This is a genomic window from Tatumella sp. JGM94 (genome assembly GCF_018257595.1).
In the GTDB taxonomy this organism is placed as follows: domain Bacteria; phylum Pseudomonadota; class Gammaproteobacteria; order Enterobacterales; family Enterobacteriaceae; genus Tatumella; species Tatumella punctata.
Genome location: NZ_JAERJN010000010.1, coordinates 48,925 through 66,860, shown reverse-complemented (window position 1 = coordinate 66,860; position 17,936 = coordinate 48,925). Strand labels below are relative to the sequence as shown.

The following is a 17,936-nucleotide window of genomic DNA, read 5'->3' as shown; positions in this document are numbered from 1 at the left end:
GCGGGGGAGTTAAGGTATCAGGTCAGGCTCAGCATCAGTACTTTGGAGCGCCGCTGATAGTTGTACATTTTCTTTTTGGTTTCCGGTAAAGAGTCGATATCGACCGGCACAAAACCCCGCTCCTGGAACCAGTGGATGCTGCGGGTGGTCAGGACAAAAATTTTCCGGAGCCCCGCCATTCTTGCCTGCAGGCAGATGTGCTGTAACAGCAGGTCGCCGCGCGAAGAACTGCGGTATTCCGGATGCACCGCCACACAGGCCATTTCACCAATCATTTCATCGGCGAAAGGATAGAGTGCCGCACAGGCGATGGTCAGATTATCGCGTACCACGACGGTGAATTTATTAATCTCCATTTCCAGTTGTTCCCGTGAGCGGCGCACGAGGATCCCTTGCTGCTCAAGCGGCTGGATCAGATCCAGGATGCCACCGATATCATCGATCGTCGCTTTACGGATCTGTTCAGCAGATTCCATAACAACCTGAGTCCCGATCCCATCGCGTGAGAACAGCTCCTGTAACAGGGCACCGTCTTCCTGATAGCTGATCAGATGACTGCGGCGAATACCACTGCGGCAGGCCTGTACTGCCCCCCGTAAAAAACGTACGGTACCGGACAGATAGTTGCCCTGCTGTTCAAAAGCATCAATCCGTTGCTGTGCCTGATTCGGGAACATTTCAGAGACAATGTTACCTGCCTCGTCGGCGACCCCCTGTCCGGAGCAGAAACCGATCATTTTTTCGGCTTTCAGCTTTATCGCCACCTGAGTGGCAATTTCTTCTGATGGCAGGTTAAAACTTTCTCCGGTGACCGACACGGCGACCGGGCCGATTAACACAATGGCATCGTTATCCAGCTGACGGTGAATCGCCTGATGATCAATGCGGCGGATACGTCCTGAATGGCAGTAGTCGACCCCGTCATCGACGCCCAGCGGCTGAGCAATCACAAAATTGCCGCTGACAACATTAATATGGGCGCCCTGCAAAGGCGTATTACCGAGACTCATGGAAAGGCGGGCAGTGATTTCCAGTTGCAGCCGGCCTGCGGCCTGTTTTACCAGTTCCAGGGAGGCAGCATCGGTGACACGGGTGTGTTTGTGATACCGGGGGGCTATCTGATGGTCGGCCAGGTTGGCATCAATTTGCGGACGTGCGCCGTAGACCAGCACCAGGCGAATACCCAGGCTATGCAGTAAGCCGATATCGTTCACAATACCGGAAAAGTTGTCATGCTCGATGGCTTCACCACCCAGCATAATGACAAAGGTCTTGCCACGATGGGCATTAATATACGGGACCGTATGACGAAACCCCTGCACTAATTCGGTACTACGTTCCTTCACGGCACACTCCGGAGTGAATTGTTATTCGGTTTTTATGTATTTTTATTCTTTTCCGGAGGGATTTGCAAGGGCTGAAACTGACGTTTTTTTACCAATTTAATCGTGCCAAACCAGGTAATAAACTTCATTATCATGGAGTTCCGTAAATATTGTACCGGCCGTTAAGCAAAATTGTTTTCTTTCACCAGCCACTGTTTGTTCTCTTTTTAACCCTATGGACAGGATGTCTATGTCAGCAGAATATCCGTTTTTCAGCCGTCGCCGGTTATTACAGGCCACTGCCGTATCAGCCTTACTGGCAGTTACCCGTACCCGCGGTGCGGCAGGGCCGGTGATGATTGCGGTGCGTATCTGGCCGTCATCAGCCTATACACGGGTTACCCTTGAATCGAGCGGGCCATTACGTTATCGCCAGTTCAGGCTGAATGATCCTGAACGTCTGGTGGTGGATATTGAAGATGTGCAACTGAACCAGGTGGTGAAACAGGCGGCCGGCAGCGTCAGCAGTACCGACCCGTATCTGCGTGAAGTGAGGGCCGGACAGTTTACGGCCACGACGCTACGCATTGTGCTGGTGCTGAAGCAGCAGGTCACGCCGAAAATATTTGCCCTTACCCCGGTTGCTGATTTTAAGCACCGGCTGGTGGTCGATCTTTATTCCGGCCTCAATACCGACGGTGACCCGCTGACCGCCTTTCTTGCCCGTTATTCCGCCGGCGAAGCCGTGACGCCGCCAGCGCCGGGTAAAGCTGGCCGCGATCGTCCGCTGATCGTGATGATCGATCCCGGCCATGGCGGGGAGGATCCGGGCGCGCGTGGCAAAGCGGGCACCCGTGAGAAAGATATTGTACTGAGTATCAGCCGCCGTCTGAAAAAACTGATAGATAAACAGCCACTGATGACCGCCTTTATGACCCGCAGTGATGATGTTTTTATTCCGCTGCAGGTCCGTGTGGCCAAAGCTCAGCGCCTGAAAGCCGATATGTTGATATCCATTCATGCTGATTCTTTTACCCGTCCTGCCGCCAACGGCGCTTCCGTATTTGCCTTATCAACCCGCGGGGCCACTTCGGCCGCTGCCCGCTTTCTGGCGGACAGTCAGAATGCCTCGGACAGTATTGGCGGGGTTAATCTCAGTGGTGACCTTTACCTGGATCGTACCCTGTTCGATATGCTGCAACGCCGGACCATCAGCGACAGCCTTAAACTGGGGCAGCATATGCTGCGGCATATGGGGAAAATAACCCGTCTGCATAAACAACAGGTCGATCAGGCCGGGTTTGCCGTATTAAAAGCACCGGATATTCCGTCTGTACTGGTAGAAACGGCATTTATCAGCCATCCGCAGGAAGAGAAAAAACTGCGCACAGCAGGTTATCAGCAGCAGGTGGCAGAGGCGATTGTCGGGGGAATTAAAGATTATCTGGCAGAGAGGCGGAACGTTTAAGGCATTTTCCTCTGCCAGTGGCAGAGGAAAATATGAAGGGCACAATCAGACGGCGGATTTCACCTTATCTCCGGCATCCCGTCCGGCGAGGAATCCGTAAAAGATATAGCCCAGCAGGGTGATAATAGTGCCGCCGAAAACGGCTTCCACACCGCAGGAATACACACCGTAGATACTGTACAGCACGGCGAAAGTACTGACGATGGAGGCAACCCGGTACTGAGATTTCGTCACATGGTTTTTCTGCATCATTACCTGCAAACCGGTCATGGATAATACGTAAGGCACCATATTAATAAATACCGCCAGGTTTAACAGCATGTTGAACTGTTTCAGCAGGTTAGGCGAAATAGTCATGGAAGCCAGTAACAACTCCAGTACCAGCATAATCAGCATACCGGCAACAGGCGCATCGCTTTTGCTGACTTTAGCGAATACCTGCGGGAATAATTTATCATCGGCCGCAGATTTCGATACCTGCGCATTGGTGAACTGCCAGCCCAGCAGGGAACCGATACAGGCAATAACCGCCAGTGCGGTAATAATCTGACCTACCAGCGGGGTAAACATCATTGAGAATACCAGCCCGAAAGGAGCATCGGAGGTTACCAGTTGTGCATTCGGGACAATCCCCTGAATAACTGTGGTGGAGGCGATATAAACAATAGCGGCAAACCCGGTACCAAACAGACATGCCAGCGGGACATTACGTTCCGGATTTTCTACCGCATCAGAGTTAGCCCCTGCCGATTCAACACCGAGGAAAGCCCACAGAGTCAGTGAGATACCTGAAGAGATAGCACCACCGGTAGACATGGAATGAGGGTTCCAGGCCGCACTGAAGATAGCCGGATCGAACCAGAACCAGCCGAGTACAGACAGCCCGGCAACCGGAATAATGATACCCCAGATAGTAATGTTCGAGATTTTACCGGTGATTTTAGGCCCTTTAAAGTTAGCAACCATAGTGACGACCAGGATGGCGACAACTGTCAGGAAGGTATGCACCGGTGAACTTTTGATCCAGGGGGCAAACGGAGCCATATAACCCGCAGCGGAGACAGCAATAGCCACACAACTGATAACCAGACAAATATAGTAGGTATAAGAGGCAATAAAGAAGGCCGATTTTCCGTGGGCTTCTGCGGCATAAGCGGACATCCCGCCTGAGCGGCGGCACAGTGCACCACATTTGGCGAAGGTATAGGCGATACACATCGCACCGACGACAGTAACTGCCCACGATAAAATGGAAATTGCACCCGTTTCCGCAAGGCTGGCGGGCAGCATGATAATACCTGAGCCCATCATATTTACGGCCACGAGAACGGTCAGGTCAACGACCCCCATTTTCCTGGAATTTGAAGCCATAACATTCTCCTGGTTTAATGTAATCCGGCAGATTTATTATCAATATTTAAATTCATTTATTGTGAATTTAAATATTGATGGTTGTTTTATTAATTAGCTTTTTGCTGGCTATAAAGTAAAGGCAATTACCGGAAATTAAAATTGATCAATATCAAGAAATAACCCTAAAAAATTATTTTTATATAAATATTCAGATATCATCTTTTGATAAATCTATATTCTAATGGTTTGTTTTTATTGTGTTTTTTGTTTTATCTTCTGCGAATCATTGATATTAAAAAACAGACCATTTGAATGACTATTTAAATATTTTTTTTCGGCAAAAAATAGGCTGGAAAAAATAAAGTCTATAGTTTAATTTCCTCTTCATCAGGTCAGTGAGTTTATTGATAATCTCTCTTTCACCAGGTATCTGAACATTTATTGCTTACTTTTATAATAAGTAATATCCGCCCTGATCATTTATACAAAGTATAATAATGAGGATCTTATGTGTGATAAAAACTATTTAGTGGTTGTGAATAAGGCTATAAGCACCACAACACCACTGACGCCGATAGAGCAAACTGTCGAAAAAATCACCACGTCGTTGTTTAGCAAAGGGGAGCAGGTCAGATTCTCTGCCAACTATGCTGAAGCCACTAACTATGTCAGCTCCACCGCCCCGGTCGACTGCGTGATGCTGGAGTGGGCTCCGGAGAAAAGTGCAGAAATTACTGCATTTTTAAAACAGTTACGTATCCGTCACGAAAAAGCCCCCGCATTTCTGCTGATTAATTCTCACCAGGATAATGCATCAGTCACAGCGGAAGTGATGGGTGATGTCAGCGAAACGTTCCTGGTTCTGGACGATACCACTGACTTTATTGTCGGCCGTTTACAGTCCGCCGTCGCCCGCTATGAAAAAGTCATTATGCCGCCACTGATGGCGGCAATGATGAAATATGCCAAAGAGAAAGAATATTCATGGTCAGCGCCGGGACATCAGGGCGGTATTGGCTTCTGTAAAACGCCGGTGGGCCGTAAATTCTTTGATTTCTACGGTGAGAATATCTTCCGTACCGATATGGGTATTGAAAGGGCGTGTCTTGGCTCGATGCTGGATCATACGGGGGCTTTTGGTGACAGTGAAAAATATATTGCCGGTGTATTTGGTGCCGACCGCTCTTATTCACTGGTCGTCGGGACGTCCGGGGCTAACCGTACCATAATGCAGGCTTGCTGTACCGATCAGGATATTGCTATCTGTGACCGTAACAGCCATAAGTCCATTGAACAGGGATTAATGTTAACCGGTGTTCATCCGGTATATATGACACCGACCCGGAATGCTTACGGCATTATCGGACCTATCCCGAAAGCACAGATGCAGCCGCAAGCATTACAGGCACAAATTAAACAGAACCGGTTTGCCAGTCACGCGGCTAACCCGCGTCCGGTGTACAGTGTGGTGACTAACTGTACCTACGACGGTCTTATCTATAACGGTGATACTATTCAGCACCTGCTGGGGCAGAGCTGTGACCGTATTCACTATGATGAAGCCTGGTTCGGTTATTCCCGCTTTAACCCGATTTATAAAAGCTTCCATGCAATGCGTGGTGATAAAGCGGCACATACGGCCGATCAGCCAACAATTTTTGCCACTCACTCGACCCATAAATTACTGAATGCACTTTCTCAGGCGTCTTATATTCATATCCGTGAAGGGCGCGGTAATGTGAAACCGGCTCAGTTCAGCCAGGCGTATATGATGCATGCCACCACCTCACCGCTGTATTCTATTGCGGCGTCTAACGATGTGGCAGCAGCGATGATGGAAGGTAATCAGGGGGTTAATTTAACCACCGAAGTTATTGAAGAAGCCGTTGAGTTCCGTCAGGCAGTGGCCCGTGCTTACCGTGACGCAGAGCAGAATAATGACTGGTTCTTTAAACCGTGGAACGCTGAGACGGTAACCTGTCCGCGGACCGGCAACCGCTATGCGTTTGCGGATGCACCGGAAGAGTTACTGGTGAAAGAGCAGTCGTGCTGGACCCTGGATCCGCAGGACAGCTGGCACGGGTTTAATGATCTGGATGAAAACTGGGTGATGCTGGATCCGGTGAAAGTCAGTCTGCTGACACCGGGCCTGAACGGCGATGGCAGCCTGCAGGATAATGGTGTCCCGGCCGCGCTGGTTACTGCTTATCTGTCCAGTCTCGGGATTGTGCCTACCCGGACCACCGATTTCCAGGTCATGTTCCTGTTCTCTATGGGGGTGACCAAAGGTAAATGGGCAACTCTGATGAACAGCCTGATTTCGTTCAAAAAACATTATGATGCTGATGCATTGTTATCTGAAGTTTTACCGGGACTGGTCGAAACAGATCCTGAATTGTATGGCACGATGACCATGCAGCAACTGGGTCAGCGGATGATTAGTTTCCTGAAAACCCATAATCCGAGCGAACAGCTGAATAAAGCCTATTCAACTCTGCCGCAGATGGATATGCTGCCACGTGATGCTTATACCCAGCTGGTCAGAGACAATACTGAACTGGTATCCATCTATGATCTGGCGGGCCGTACTGCCGCGAACTCGGTAATCCCTTATCCGCCAGGAATTCCGATGCTGATGTCCGGTGAAAACTTCGGTGATAAAAACAGTCCGCAGATCGCTTACCTGCAGGCGTTACAGGCATGGGATGATGCCTTCCCGGGCTTTGAACATGAAACGGAAGGTGCCGAAAAAGAGCAGGGTGTTTATCACGTCATGTGCGTCAAGGCAGTATAACGCTACGGTTCTGAGCATTCAGTATTTATAAGTACAGCGATATTATCTGTACTTAGCATCGGGCAGCAGGGGAAACTTTGCTGCCTTTTTATTCTCAGGACGTAAAAATAATTATTCATTTATAAATGTTCAGGGTTATTTATATAAGAACTTCTTAGATCAGTATGTTTGTCATTAAAAGTTATCGGATGTATTTATTTGTGCGGCTTCTGTACATATAATGCTATAGCCGCTGAGATACATGATTAAAGTCAATGAATGATTAGTATATGAATATTTATCGGGAATATTCTGGCCGGAAATGGTATTTCTGTGCGCACAACAATAATGTTCCCTATGTATTAATTAATTCAGAGAAACACCATGGCCGATATCATAAAAAACATTAAACATTTAGACCTCGATAAAGCATTTCAGCAGCTATTAAGAGAGGAACGATTTGGCTCTCAGGCCGAATTTGTCGATTATCTGACTGCCAATGGCTTTGAACATATTAACCAGTCCAAAGTTTCCCGTATGCTGACCAGCTATGGCGCGGTACGCACCCGTAATGCGCGGATGGAAATGGTTTATTGTCTGCCCGCCGAACGGGGTATTCCCACGGCAAAAACTACCCTGAAAAGCTCAGTTCTGAGTGTTGAAACCAATGACTGGATGGTCGTTGCCCATACGGTGCCCGGAGCGGCTCCCCTGATTGCCCGGTTACTTGATTCCTGTGGTAAATCTGATGGAATATTAGGTACAGTTGCCGGTGATGATACTATTTTTGTCGTTCCTGTAATTGGTATTAATTCTCAGCAGTTACATCAGTCAGTGGTCAGTATTCTTAATTCCGACGGATAATGGAAATAACTATCCGTATTCAGTGAATAAATAATGGATTATATTTTCTGTGGTCAACTTATATGAAGGTGATTTATGGATATAAAATATATTCTGGCTGAAAAAGTCAGACAGGCAATGACACAATGTCATATAACCACAGATAAGCCGGTTTCAGCCCGTCCTTCAGCCAGGCCAGAATATGGTGATTATCAGATAGACAGTATGATGGCAATTGCCAAATCACAGGCAACGGACCCGCTGAAATTAGCGCAACGGGTTGCCGGCGAGCTGATGAATAATTCACAGTACCGGCATATTATTGCCCGGGCAGAGGCCGTTCACCCCGGGTTTATTAATCTGTTTCTTAATGATCGCTGGTTACTGGAGCAGGCAGAGCTGGCATTTAATGATCCGCGTTCAGGGGTGGCCAGACAACCGGCACAACATGTGGTGGTGGATTATTCTTCACCGAATGTCGCTAAAGAGATGCACGTCGGGCATTTACGTTCGACCATTATCGGTGATGCCAGTGTCAGAACTCTGGAATTTCTCGGTCATAAGGTGACCCGGGTTAATCATATTGGTGACTGGGGAACCCAGTTCGGGATGCTGATCACTTATCTGGAACTGGCCGAAAACGACGGAAATATTTCGCTGTCTGATCTGGAGGGTTTTTATCGTGCGGCGAAAAAACGCTACGATGAGGATCCGGCCTTTGCCCTGAAAGCCCGCAGTTATGTGGTGAAATTACAGCAGGGCGATGAATATTGCCGCCGGATGTGGCATAAGCTGGTGGATATCTCCATGGCCCAGAACCAGAAGAACTATGACCGGTTAGGGGTATCGTTACAGCGCAAAGATATCCGCGGCGAAAGTGCTTATAACGATATGCTGCCGGAGATTGTGGATGATCTGCTGGAGCGGGGGATTGCCACCGCCGAACAAGAGACGGTTATGGTTTTTCTGGACAGTTACCGTAATAAGCAGGGAGAACCGATGGGGGTTATTGTCCGTAAGCAGGATGGCGGATACCTGTACACCACCACGGATATTGCCTGTGCCAAATACCGTTATCAGGCCCTGCACGCTGACCGGATCCTTTACTATATTGATGCCCGGCAACACCAGCATTTAATGATGGCCTGGGAAATTGTGCGCCGTGCCGGTTATGTTCCCCCGCAGGTCAGCCTGGAGCACCATAAGTTCGGTATGATGCTGGACAAAGAGGGTAAACCCTTTAAAACCCGTGAAGGGGGAACCATACGGCTGGCAGAGTTACTGGAAGAAGCGGTGGTGCGTGCTCATAAACTGGTCAGCGAAAAATCCCCCGACTTATCGGCAGCAGAGCTGACGGAGCTTTCAGAAGTGATAGGGATTGGGGCGGTAAAATACGCCGATCTGTCGAAAAACCGTATCACCGACTATGTGTTTGACTGGGATACCATGCTCAGCTTTGAAGGGAATACGGCCCCTTATATTCAGTATGCCTGCGCACGTATCAGTTCGATATTACGCAAAGCGGAAAGCAGTCATCCGCTGGCCACGACTTTATCAGGCGATCTGCTGTTCAGCTCGGCAACTGAACGTTCCCTGACAGTGAAACTGCTGCAGTTTGAAGAGGCGCTGCTGGCGGTGGCGAAAGAGGGGATGCCGAATATTATGTGTAATTACCTGTATGAACTGGCGTCGCTGTTCTCTGGTTTTTATGCCAGTTCACCGATCCTCAGCCATGATCATCCGGCGGAACGGCAAAGCCGTCTGGCGCTGGCCGCGCTTACCGGGCGGGTATTACGTCAGGGGATGGAGACCCTGGGGTTAAAAGCGCCGCAAAGAATGTAATGTTTAACCGCAGGCCGTCAGGCCTGCTATATTGCAGACCAAAAAAAAGCTTATCAAATATGATTTGATAAGCTTTCTTAGTATTGGTTGCGGGGGCCGGATTTGAACCGACGACCTTCGGGTTATGAGCCCGACGAGCTACCAGGCTGCTCCACCCCGCGTCCGTGGATGCGCACTATACTCTTCATGGCCTCTGATGCAACCCATTTTGCAGAAAAACCGTAAAAAAAACCGCGGGCTGCTGAATTTTCCGGCACTTTTTGTTTTTTTATGTAAATCCCCGGCACCGGCCGGACGGATGATTTAATTATTATCATCCCTCTGCTATCTTCGCCTCAGATTATCTATTGAAGGCAGCGTAATGAAAGGAAACTGGGCGAAATATGCAGTGACAGGGGCATTTCTGGCCATATTAGCCGGATGTTCTTCAAAACCCACTGATCGAGGTCAGCAGTATAAAGACGGAATACTGGAACAGCCGTTTGCATTAGTGAATCAGCCTAATGCCAAAGGGATACCGGTCAATGCCCGTGATTTTGCCGAGCAGGTCCGGCAGATCCAGCTGGCATCCGGCGGATTATTTAACCGTAATCTCGGGACTTACCAGGCGATTGAGAACTGGCTGGCGGCCGGAGGAAATACCCGGCAATTACGTCAGTTCGGGGTAAATGCCTGGCAGATGGAGGGGATGGATAATTACGGTAACGTGCAGTTTACGGGCTACTATACGCCAGTGATCGAAGCCCGTTATACCCGACAGGGTGAATTCCAGTACCCGATCTATCGTATGCCGCCGCGGAAACGCGGATATAAATTACCCAGCCGTGCTGAAATTTATAACGGAGCTATCAGTTCACGTTACGTGATTGCGTGGAGTAATTCATTAATTGATAACTTTATGATGGATGTGCAGGGCAGTGGTTACGTTGATTACGGTGATGGCCGGCCACTGACCTTTTTCGGCTATGCCGGTAAAAATGGCTGGGGCTACCACAGTATCGGTAAAGAACTGATCGATCGCGGCGAAGTAAAGCGTGAAGATATGTCGATGCAGGCGATCCGCGAGTGGGCTCAGAACCATTCCTACCCGCAAGTGCGTGCTTTGCTTGAAACAAATCCGTCGTTTGTGTTTTTTAAACCCGAAGAATATACCCCGGTGCGGGGCGCCAGCGCGGTACCGTTGATTGCTAAAGCCTCGGTGGCTTCCGACCGCTCCCTTATCCCGCCCGGTACTGTGTTACTGGCGGAGATCCCGCAACTGAATGATAAAGGGAAATTTAACGGCACTTACCAGATGCGGCTGATGGTGGCGCTGGATGTCGGCGGGGCGATAAAAGGACAGCATTTCGATATTTATCAGGGGATTGGGCCGGAAGCGGCACATCTTGCCGGTTTTTATAATCACTATGGCCGCGTCTGGGTGTTAAAATCAGCCCCGGGGACAGGTGTGCTGACCCGCTAACGGATCCCGCTGCGGGGCCGGTCAGCCGATTATCCGCCGGGCGGTGTTGCCCGGCGGCAGAAAGTAAAATGAACAGAAAGAGGATCTATGCCGGAAGTTACCGAGGCCTGGCGCCAGCGTTTTGGCGGTACTGGCCGCCTGTATGGTGAGCAGGCGCTGAATTTTTTTGCTGAGGCTCGTTTTTGCGTTATCGGTATTGGTGGCGTCGGGTCATGGGCGGCTGAGGCATTAGCCCGCACGGGTATCGGCAGCCTGACATTGATCGATATGGATGATGTGTGTGTGACAAATACCAACCGGCAAATTCATGCATTGCGCGGTAATACCGGTCAGTCTAAAACGGAGGTGATGGCGGAGCGTATCCGGCAGATTAACCCGCAGTGTGAGGTTGTGTGTGTGGATGATTTTGTGACGCCGGATAATGTTGCACAGTTAATCGGTGACGGGTTTGATTATGTCATTGATGCGATTGACAGTGTCAGACCAAAGGCTGCCTTACTGGCCTATTGCCGTCGTCACAAAATACCGCTGATCACCACCGGTGGTGCGGGCGGCCAGACTGACCCGACACAGATTGCGGTGGCCGACCTGGCGAAAACCATTCAGGATCCGCTGGCAGCCAAACTGCGTGAACGGCTGAAATCTGATTTCTCAATAGTCAAAAACAGCAAGGGTAAGCTGGGAATAGACTGTGTGTTTTCCACCGAAGCGCTGGTCTACCCGCAACCGGACGGCAGCGTATGTGCCTCGCGCAGTACAGCGGAAGGCCCGAAGCGCATGGATTGTGCCTCGGGTTTCGGGGCAGCAACCATGGTTACAGCCAGCTTTGGTTTTATTGCTGTTTCCCATGCCCTGAAAAAGTATATTGCCCGTAAACAGCGTCAGCTGGCTGCCGTGGCAGCACAGGAATAAGCGGGTATCAGGCGGTGGCAGCCCTCAGACGGATGGCGGCGGCCAGAGCATCCAGTCCGCTGCTGCGGCTGGCACTTAGCTGGTTTTTCAGGCCCAGCCGCTCAAATATCTGTAACGGATCAAGCACAGCCAGTTCACTGGCTGTTTTCCCTTCGCACTCCGTCAGTAACACGGCCAGCAGTCCTTTGACGATCCGCCCCTCACTGTCACCGTAAAAATGAAAGCGGCCATTATCCAGTAACTGGTTGCCGAGCCAGACACGGTTTTCACAGCCGGAAATTTCAATCTCAGGTTGTTTCAGCTCTTCCGGTAGTGCGGGTAATTTTTTACTCAGCAGGATCAACTGCCGGTAACGTTCTTCCCAGTGGCTGAATGCAGAAAACTGCTCAGCTAACTGTGCGGCGGTGATTTCTGTGGCAAACGGATGCGGGGCAATCACAGGGGACATAAAGTTACTCACTTAGTAGCTGAACAGCAGTACTGACTGCACGAACCAGCGCGCTGACATCCTGCTGATTATTATAAGGGGCAAATGACGCGCGTACGGTACCTTCAGTATGCAGCGCGGTCATCAGCGGTGCGGCACAATGCTGGCCGGCACGCAGGGCAATCTGCTGCTCGGCCAGTAAGGTGACCAGATCAGATGCATGGATCCCCTGCACCGTAAAGGAGAGCAGCGGTGCGTTATGCTGGCGGAAACTGCGGAATCCCGGCAGCGCTGCCAGCTGTGTTTCTGCCGCCTCTGCCAGTGCACGGCTCCAGTGTTCGGCAGCCTGATGGTCGAGTGCGGATAAGAAATCGAGGGTTGCAGCGAAGGCATACACCCCGGCAATATTGGGGGTGCCTGCTTCAAAGCCCCAGGGGGCCGGCCGCGCGGTGAAGCCGTCAAAACTGACCTGCTCGATCATTTTTCCCCCGCCGACCGAAGGGGTCATCTCCTGCAGCCGCTGTTCTCTGGCAAACAGGACACCCAGCCCGGTCGGGCCGTACATTTTATGGGCAGAAAAAACATAGAAATCAATCGGCAATGCCTGTAAGTCAGGGGGCTGATGTACCACGCCCTGGGCACCATCAACCAGTACTTTTACGCCGGCCGCCTGCGCCAGCCGGGTGATTTTTTCCAGGTCCGGCATAACACCGGTGACATTTGACATCTGGCTGACGGCCAGTAACCGGGTGCGTGCATTCAGCAGTGCCGGCAGCAGGTCATAACGGGGTAAACCGGCAGAGGTGACCGGCCATTTGACCACTTTTGCGCCGCGGGCTGCGGCCACCATCAGCCACGGAATAAGGTTCGCGTGATGTTCCATTTCACTGACCAGTATTTCGTCGCCGGGCTGCAATTGCCCGGCCAGCCAGCTATTTGCGACCAGATTAATGGATTCTGTGGTGCCACGGGTCCAGATGATTTGTTGTGTCGCTCCGGCATTCAGCCACTCTGCAACCTGCTGGCGGGTATTTTCATAGCGCCTGGTCATCCTGCGGGCTCCGCTGTGCTGGCTGCGATGGACGGTACCGGCACTCTGGTAAAATGCGGTACTGGCGTTGATCATTGCCAGTGGTTTCAGGGCTGTCGCAGCACTGTCCAGATAAATTTCATCTTTGTCCAGCGCCGGGAACTGGCGGCGGAAGTCCGCAGGGTTAAAACCATTCATAACGTACTCTTGTCCGATAAATTTAAGATAAGGCTGAAAACCGGGCCGCTGACTGGCAAGTTGCCCGGTTTGTCATATGCTTTATGTAGCCGACTGTTGTCACTACAGGATGACAGTGCTGATCGCGATCAACAGTCAGGTCGTACCATGAAATAATGGCTGACAGTGTAAGATACTCTTAAGGAGATAATAAATGAAAAAGCCAGTCGCAGCAGTTTTCGTTATTTCAGCGCTTGTGTTCACTCTGGCCGGTTGTTCTTCTAATTACATTATGCATACCAGTGATGGCCGTAACCTGGTGGCTCAGGGGAAACCGGTGCTTGATGATGATACCGGTATGATGGTTTATAAAGACAGTAATGGTCATCAGCAACAGATTAACCGTGCTGATGTAAAAGAGATGAGCAGGGTCGGCCAGTAACCCTGGTGGTCGCAGCCGTGGTGTCACCGGCGGCTGCTCTGTTTTTCTGAGACTGTCGCTCCCCCCGCCGGTCTTTTTTATCCGCGAATTTTTCCTCGGAATATTACCGGCGCAGCCCCTCTTTTTCTGCAATCACTGTCCGGATATTCATTAAATAAATCTATCCAAAAATGCGTTTACATGCCGCGCAAACGATTGTTATCTGTCGTTGTGTGATTGGCTAATCAAAAATACTGAATTTTTATTGCCTGCCAGTGGGATATGCCGCCAGGGGAATTTCAGGCAAAAAAAAACACCGCATAAAGCGGTGCTGTAAAAAATATAAACTATGGACAGACAGGGTATATCACAGGAAATAAACAGGTCTGAAAAACAGACCAAATGCAAACACAACATCACCACCCAAAGCCAAAAGCAAGCGGTCTGACAGAGACTGAATGCTTTCCGTTCCGGCTCAGGAAAGTGCGGCAACTATAGGTATTTGCTGGAGCTTCCTCAATGGACAATTTATAATGCTTCGGATAAAAAAAACTAATGCCTGGTGCTTTGCTGCCCCGGGTGTCTCTTTAGTCTTTGGGTCTGAATATTGTTATGTCAAAACGACTGCCTCCGCTAAATGCCCTGAAAGTGTTCGACGCCGCAGCACGGCACCTGAGTTTCACCCGTGCTGCCGAAGAGCTGTTTGTGACTCAGGCCGCTGTCAGCCACCAGATTAAGTCGCTGGAGGATTTTCTCGGATTGAAACTGTTTCGCCGCCGCAATCGTTCGCTGCTGCTTACCGAAGAAGGGCAGAGTTACTCGCTGGATATTAAAGACATTTTTTCTTCCCTGAATGATGCAACCCGTAAGTTGCAGGCCCGCAGTGCCAAAGGGGCCTTAACCGTCAGTCTGTTACCCAGCTTCGCCATTCAGTGGCTGGTTCCCCGCCTGTCCAGCTTCAATCAGGATTGTCCGGGGATTGATGTCCGTATCCAGGCTGTCGATCGTGAAGAAGATAAACTGGCGGATGATGTGGATGTGGCTATTTTTTATGGCCGGGGCAACTGGCCGGGATTGCGGGTGGAGAAATTATATGCAGAATATCTGCTGCCGGTCTGCTCTCCGGCGTTACTGACCGGGGAACATTCCCTGAAAAGTCCCGCTGATTTAATTCACTTTACCCTGTTACATGATGCGTCACGGCGCGACTGGCAGGCTTATACCCGGCAGCTGGGGTTGTCACAGGTGAATGTGCAGCAGGGGCCAATTTTCAGTCATTCATCGATGGTTTTACAGGCCGCGATCCACGGACAGGGGATCGCACTGGCGAATAATGTTATGGTGCAGAGCGAACTTGAGAGCGGGCGACTGATCAGCCCGTTTAATGATGTTTTAGCCAGTCAGAATGCTTTTTATCTGGTTTGTCATGACAGTCAGGCAGATCTGGGTAAAATAGCCGCTTTCCGGCAATGGATTCTGGCAAGAGCCGCCAGTGAGCAGGAAAAGTTTCGTTTCCGGTATGATGAACACTCCCCGCAGTGGCCCGCTGGCACGATGAGGAACAGGTAATGTCCAGCCGTACAATGTTTATTTTTGTCGCTATCAGTGGGTTTCTGCTGGTGGCATTCGGGGCATTTGGCGCCCATGTATTAAGTAACACTCTGGGAAATAATGAAATGGCCTGGATCCACACCGGGCTGGAATATCAGGCGTACCACACCCTGGCAATACTGGGCCTGGCGGCGGCGATGCTACGCCGGGCCAATATCTGGTTCTACTGGAGTTCAGCGATGCTGGCTTTGGGCACGGTGTTATTCAGCGGCAGCCTGTACTGCCTGGCGTTGTCTCACCTGAAAATTTTTGTATTTATAACGCCTGTCGGAGGTCTTTGCTTCCTGGCAGGATGGTTTTTGATGTTGATTGGCGCCCTGCGTCTGAAACGAAAGGCGAGCAGCCATGAATAAAGTTTTATTATATTGCCGGTCCGGGTTTGAAAAAGAATGTGCGGCTGAAATCACTGCCCGTGCCACGGCATTAGAAGTGTACGGTTTTGCCAGAGTTAAAGATAACTCCGGTTATGTTATCTATGAATGTTATCAGTATGAAGATGCCGATAAACTGATCCGCGAAATTCCCTTCCGGTCGCTGATTTTTGCCCGGCAGATGATTGTCGCCGGTGAACTGCTGCGTGATTTACCGCCGGAAGACCGTATTTCGCCGATCAGCGGTATGCTGACCGGTGTGACAGAGAAAGGCGGTGAACTGCGGGTTGAAGTTCCGGATACTAACGAAGCTAAAGAGTTACTGAAGTTCTGCCGTAAATTTACCGTACCGTTACGCGCGGCATTACGGCAGAACGGTATTTTGCTGAAATATGAAAGCAATAAACGGCCGGTGGTGCATGTGTTCTTTATTGCGCCCGGAACCTGTTATGTCGGTTATTCTTACCCTGATAATAACTCGGCATTATTTATGGGGATCCCGCGGCTGAAATTTCCGTCTGATGCCCCGAGCCGTTCGACCCTGAAACTGGAAGAGGCATTTCATGTGTTTATCCCTGCGGATGAATGGGATGAACGGCTGGGCAGCGGGATGTACGCGGTGGATCTCGGTGCCTGTCCCGGTGGCTGGACATATCAGCTGGTGAAACGCAGCATGATGGTATACGCCGTGGATAATGGTCCGATGGCACCTTCCCTGATGGATACCGGGCAGGTGATGCATCACCGGGAGGACGGATTTAAATTCAGGCCACCAGGATCGAATATCAGCTGGCTGGTCTGCGATATGGTAGAAAAGCCGGTCAGGGTAGCGACACTGATGACCGAATGGCTGGTAAACGGCTGGTGCCGGGAAGCTATCTTTAACCTGAAATTACCGATGAAAAAACGTTATGAAGAAGTGACCAGTAATCTGCAGATGATCGAACAGGCGCTGGCTTCAAACGGGGTTAATGCACAGATTCAGGCGCGCCAGCTGTATCATGACAGGGAAGAAGTGACTGTGCATATCCGCCGTATCTGGAGCGCAACCCCGGGACGGCTCGACGAGCGTCACTGATCAGCGTCGCTGCCGGCGGGCAGATAACGTAAACTTTTTAAATTGCCCTGCAGGTTCAGGCCGGTGGATAAACGTGCCACCCGGCGTGACAGCAGGGCGATTTGTTCTGTCCCCTGCAGTTTTTTCTGCCACTTCTCCGGTACCTGATCGAGTTGCTGATACAGCTGTTCAAGGGTATTAAACCGGTTAATCAGTTCGCTGGCGCTTTTCGGGCCTATACCGGAAACACCCGGAATTTTACTGCTACTGATCCCGCATAATCCCCAGTAATCAGGCAACTGCTGCGGACTGACACCATATGTTTCGCGGATAAAGGGCACATCCAGCCAGCGTTTCTGAAAGTAGTCCCGTAACCGGATATCCGGAGCCAGTAACTGACAGTATCCTTTGTCCGTAGAGACAATGGTGGTCTGATGTCCGGCCTGAGACATTTTGCTGGCCAGGGTTGCGGCCAGATCATCGGCTTCATCCTCTCCGGCCTGCCAGCAGTGAATACCAGAGGCTTCGAAAAGCTGTTGCAGAGAAGGCATCAGTTGTTTTAAGTCATCCGGCATGTCCGGGCGACCGGCTTTATAGCCACTGAGTTGCTGATGACGCCAGCCCCGGCGCTGGTGAGGATTATCAAATACCGCCACCACATGGGTCGGCTGACTATGCTGCAAAAGCTGGCGCAGGGCAGAGCGGGTACCGGCAGCACAACTCCCGGCCTGCACCGCGTGAATACGGCGGATAAGATTTAGTGCATCAATAATCAGTAAATGGAGTGTCATAATCGCCGGAGAGTCGATAAAGGGGACCAAAACCGCCAGTGGCGGAACGTTTGCCGGCGGGAGTCCCGGCCGG

Annotated in this window: 15 protein-coding genes and 1 tRNA gene; 10 read left to right on the top strand and 6 right to left on the bottom strand. The window is 50.6% G+C overall.

Translation table 11 applies throughout. The features are described from left to right. Positions 1-17 precede the first annotated feature (17 nt). Positions 18-1,346, bottom strand: coding sequence for an amino-acid N-acetyltransferase (argA, locus tag JK216_RS09045; protein WP_212707738.1), 1,329 nt, complete (start codon positions 1,344-1,346; stop codon positions 18-20). Positions 1,347-1,575: 229 nt separating this feature from the next. Here argA and JK216_RS09040 point away from each other — a divergent pair, with 229 nt between their 5' ends. Beyond that, on the top strand, positions 1,576-2,793 hold the full coding sequence (locus tag JK216_RS09040) for an N-acetylmuramoyl-L-alanine amidase (protein ID WP_212710391.1): 1,218 nt from the start codon (positions 1,576-1,578) through the stop codon (positions 2,791-2,793). A gap of 45 nt (positions 2,794-2,838) precedes the next feature. Here JK216_RS09040 and potE read toward each other — a convergent pair whose 3' ends face one another. Next, a complete protein-coding gene (gene potE / locus JK216_RS09035; RefSeq protein WP_212707740.1) occupies positions 2,839-4,164 on the bottom strand; it encodes a putrescine-ornithine antiporter in 1,326 nt (441 codons plus the stop codon). A gap of 490 nt (positions 4,165-4,654) precedes the next feature. Between potE and adiA the strand changes: the two genes are divergently transcribed. From adiA to argS, 3 genes are all read left to right on the top strand, one after another. Next, positions 4,655-6,940, top strand: a complete 2,286-nt coding sequence (adiA, locus tag JK216_RS09030; RefSeq protein ID WP_212707741.1) for an arginine decarboxylase — start codon at positions 4,655-4,657, stop codon at positions 6,938-6,940. Positions 6,941-7,315: 375 nt separating this feature from the next. Then, a complete protein-coding gene (gene argR, locus JK216_RS09025) occupies positions 7,316-7,783 on the top strand; it encodes a transcriptional regulator ArgR (RefSeq protein ID WP_343876692.1) in 468 nt (155 codons plus the stop codon). 75 nt (positions 7,784-7,858) lie between these two features. Next, positions 7,859-9,604, top strand: a complete 1,746-nt coding sequence (argS, locus tag JK216_RS09020) for an arginine--tRNA ligase (protein ID WP_212711554.1) — start codon at positions 7,859-7,861, stop codon at positions 9,602-9,604. A gap of 84 nt (positions 9,605-9,688) precedes the next feature. On the opposite strand, the gene JK216_RS09015 is transcribed toward argS, so the two are convergent. After that, positions 9,689-9,765, bottom strand: a tRNA-Met gene (locus tag JK216_RS09015). 200 nt (positions 9,766-9,965) lie between these two features. On the opposite strand from JK216_RS09015, the gene mltA reads away from it, so the two are divergent. Both mltA and tcdA read left to right on the top strand, forming a co-directional pair. Continuing rightward, positions 9,966-11,066: a murein transglycosylase A gene (gene mltA / locus JK216_RS09010; protein ID WP_212707744.1), complete on the top strand. Its 1,101-nt coding sequence runs from the start codon at positions 9,966-9,968 to the stop codon at positions 11,064-11,066. 87 nt (positions 11,067-11,153) lie between these two features. Next, positions 11,154-11,978 carry a tRNA cyclic N6-threonylcarbamoyladenosine(37) synthase TcdA gene (tcdA, locus tag JK216_RS09005; RefSeq protein WP_212707745.1) on the top strand — a complete coding sequence of 275 codons (825 nt, stop codon included), beginning with the start codon at positions 11,154-11,156 and terminating at the stop codon, positions 11,976-11,978. Between the two features lie 7 nt (positions 11,979-11,985). On the opposite strand, the gene csdE is transcribed toward tcdA, so the two are convergent. Together csdE and csdA are read right to left on the bottom strand one after the other, a co-directional pair. Continuing rightward, positions 11,986-12,426 carry a cysteine desulfurase sulfur acceptor subunit CsdE gene (csdE, locus tag JK216_RS09000; protein WP_212711555.1) on the bottom strand — a complete coding sequence of 147 codons (441 nt, stop codon included), beginning with the start codon at positions 12,424-12,426 and terminating at the stop codon, positions 11,986-11,988. 4 nt (positions 12,427-12,430) lie between these two features. Then, positions 12,431-13,633, bottom strand: coding sequence for a cysteine desulfurase CsdA (gene csdA / locus JK216_RS08995; protein WP_212707747.1), 1,203 nt, complete (start codon positions 13,631-13,633; stop codon positions 12,431-12,433). A 193-nt stretch (positions 13,634-13,826) separates the two neighbouring features. Between csdA and JK216_RS08990 the strand changes: the two genes are divergently transcribed. From JK216_RS08990 to rlmM, 4 genes are all read left to right on the top strand, one after another. Then, complete coding sequence (locus JK216_RS08990; protein ID WP_212711556.1) at positions 13,827-14,054, top strand: YgdI/YgdR family lipoprotein; 228 nt, start codon at positions 13,827-13,829, stop codon at positions 14,052-14,054. A 591-nt stretch (positions 14,055-14,645) separates the two neighbouring features. After that, positions 14,646-15,602: a transcriptional regulator GcvA gene (locus JK216_RS08985; RefSeq protein WP_212707749.1), complete on the top strand. Its 957-nt coding sequence runs from the start codon at positions 14,646-14,648 to the stop codon at positions 15,600-15,602. After that, on the top strand, positions 15,602-15,997 hold the full coding sequence (locus JK216_RS08980) for a DUF423 domain-containing protein (protein WP_212711557.1): 396 nt from the start codon (positions 15,602-15,604) through the stop codon (positions 15,995-15,997). Before JK216_RS08985 ends, JK216_RS08980 begins: the two co-directional genes overlap by 1 nt. Next, complete coding sequence (gene rlmM, locus JK216_RS08975) at positions 15,990-17,093, top strand: 23S rRNA (cytidine(2498)-2'-O)-methyltransferase RlmM (RefSeq protein WP_212710387.1); 1,104 nt, start codon at positions 15,990-15,992, stop codon at positions 17,091-17,093. Before JK216_RS08980 ends, rlmM begins: the two co-directional genes overlap by 8 nt. Here rlmM and xni read toward each other — a convergent pair. Continuing rightward, positions 17,087-17,863 (bottom strand): flap endonuclease Xni, encoded by a 777-nt coding sequence (gene xni, locus JK216_RS08970; protein ID WP_212707752.1) that lies wholly within the window; start codon positions 17,861-17,863, stop codon positions 17,087-17,089. The genes rlmM and xni overlap by 7 nt on opposite strands. Positions 17,864-17,936: the final 73 nt, after the last annotated feature.

Coding starts and splice junctions, on each gene's coding strand:
- JK216_RS09040 (WP_212710391.1), top strand. CDS start 1,576: ATGTCAGCAGAATATCCGTTTTTCAGCCGTCGCCGGTTATTACAGGCC.
- potE (WP_212707740.1), bottom strand. CDS start 4,164: ATGGCTTCAAATTCCAGGAAAATGGGGGTCGTTGACCTGACCGTTCTC.
- adiA (WP_212707741.1), top strand. CDS start 4,655: ATGTGTGATAAAAACTATTTAGTGGTTGTGAATAAGGCTATAAGCACC.
- argS (WP_212711554.1), top strand. CDS start 7,859: ATGGATATAAAATATATTCTGGCTGAAAAAGTCAGACAGGCAATGACA.
- mltA (WP_212707744.1), top strand. CDS start 9,966: ATGAAAGGAAACTGGGCGAAATATGCAGTGACAGGGGCATTTCTGGCC.
- tcdA (WP_212707745.1), top strand. CDS start 11,154: ATGCCGGAAGTTACCGAGGCCTGGCGCCAGCGTTTTGGCGGTACTGGC.
- csdE (WP_212711555.1), bottom strand. CDS start 12,426: ATGTCCCCTGTGATTGCCCCGCATCCGTTTGCCACAGAAATCACCGCC.
- csdA (WP_212707747.1), bottom strand. CDS start 13,633: ATGAATGGTTTTAACCCTGCGGACTTCCGCCGCCAGTTCCCGGCGCTG.
- JK216_RS08990 (WP_212711556.1), top strand. CDS start 13,827: ATGAAAAAGCCAGTCGCAGCAGTTTTCGTTATTTCAGCGCTTGTGTTC.
- JK216_RS08985 (WP_212707749.1), top strand. CDS start 14,646: ATGTCAAAACGACTGCCTCCGCTAAATGCCCTGAAAGTGTTCGACGCC.
- JK216_RS08980 (WP_212711557.1), top strand. CDS start 15,602: ATGTCCAGCCGTACAATGTTTATTTTTGTCGCTATCAGTGGGTTTCTG.
- rlmM (WP_212710387.1), top strand. CDS start 15,990: ATGAATAAAGTTTTATTATATTGCCGGTCCGGGTTTGAAAAAGAATGT.
- xni (WP_212707752.1), bottom strand. CDS start 17,863: ATGACACTCCATTTACTGATTATTGATGCACTAAATCTTATCCGCCGT.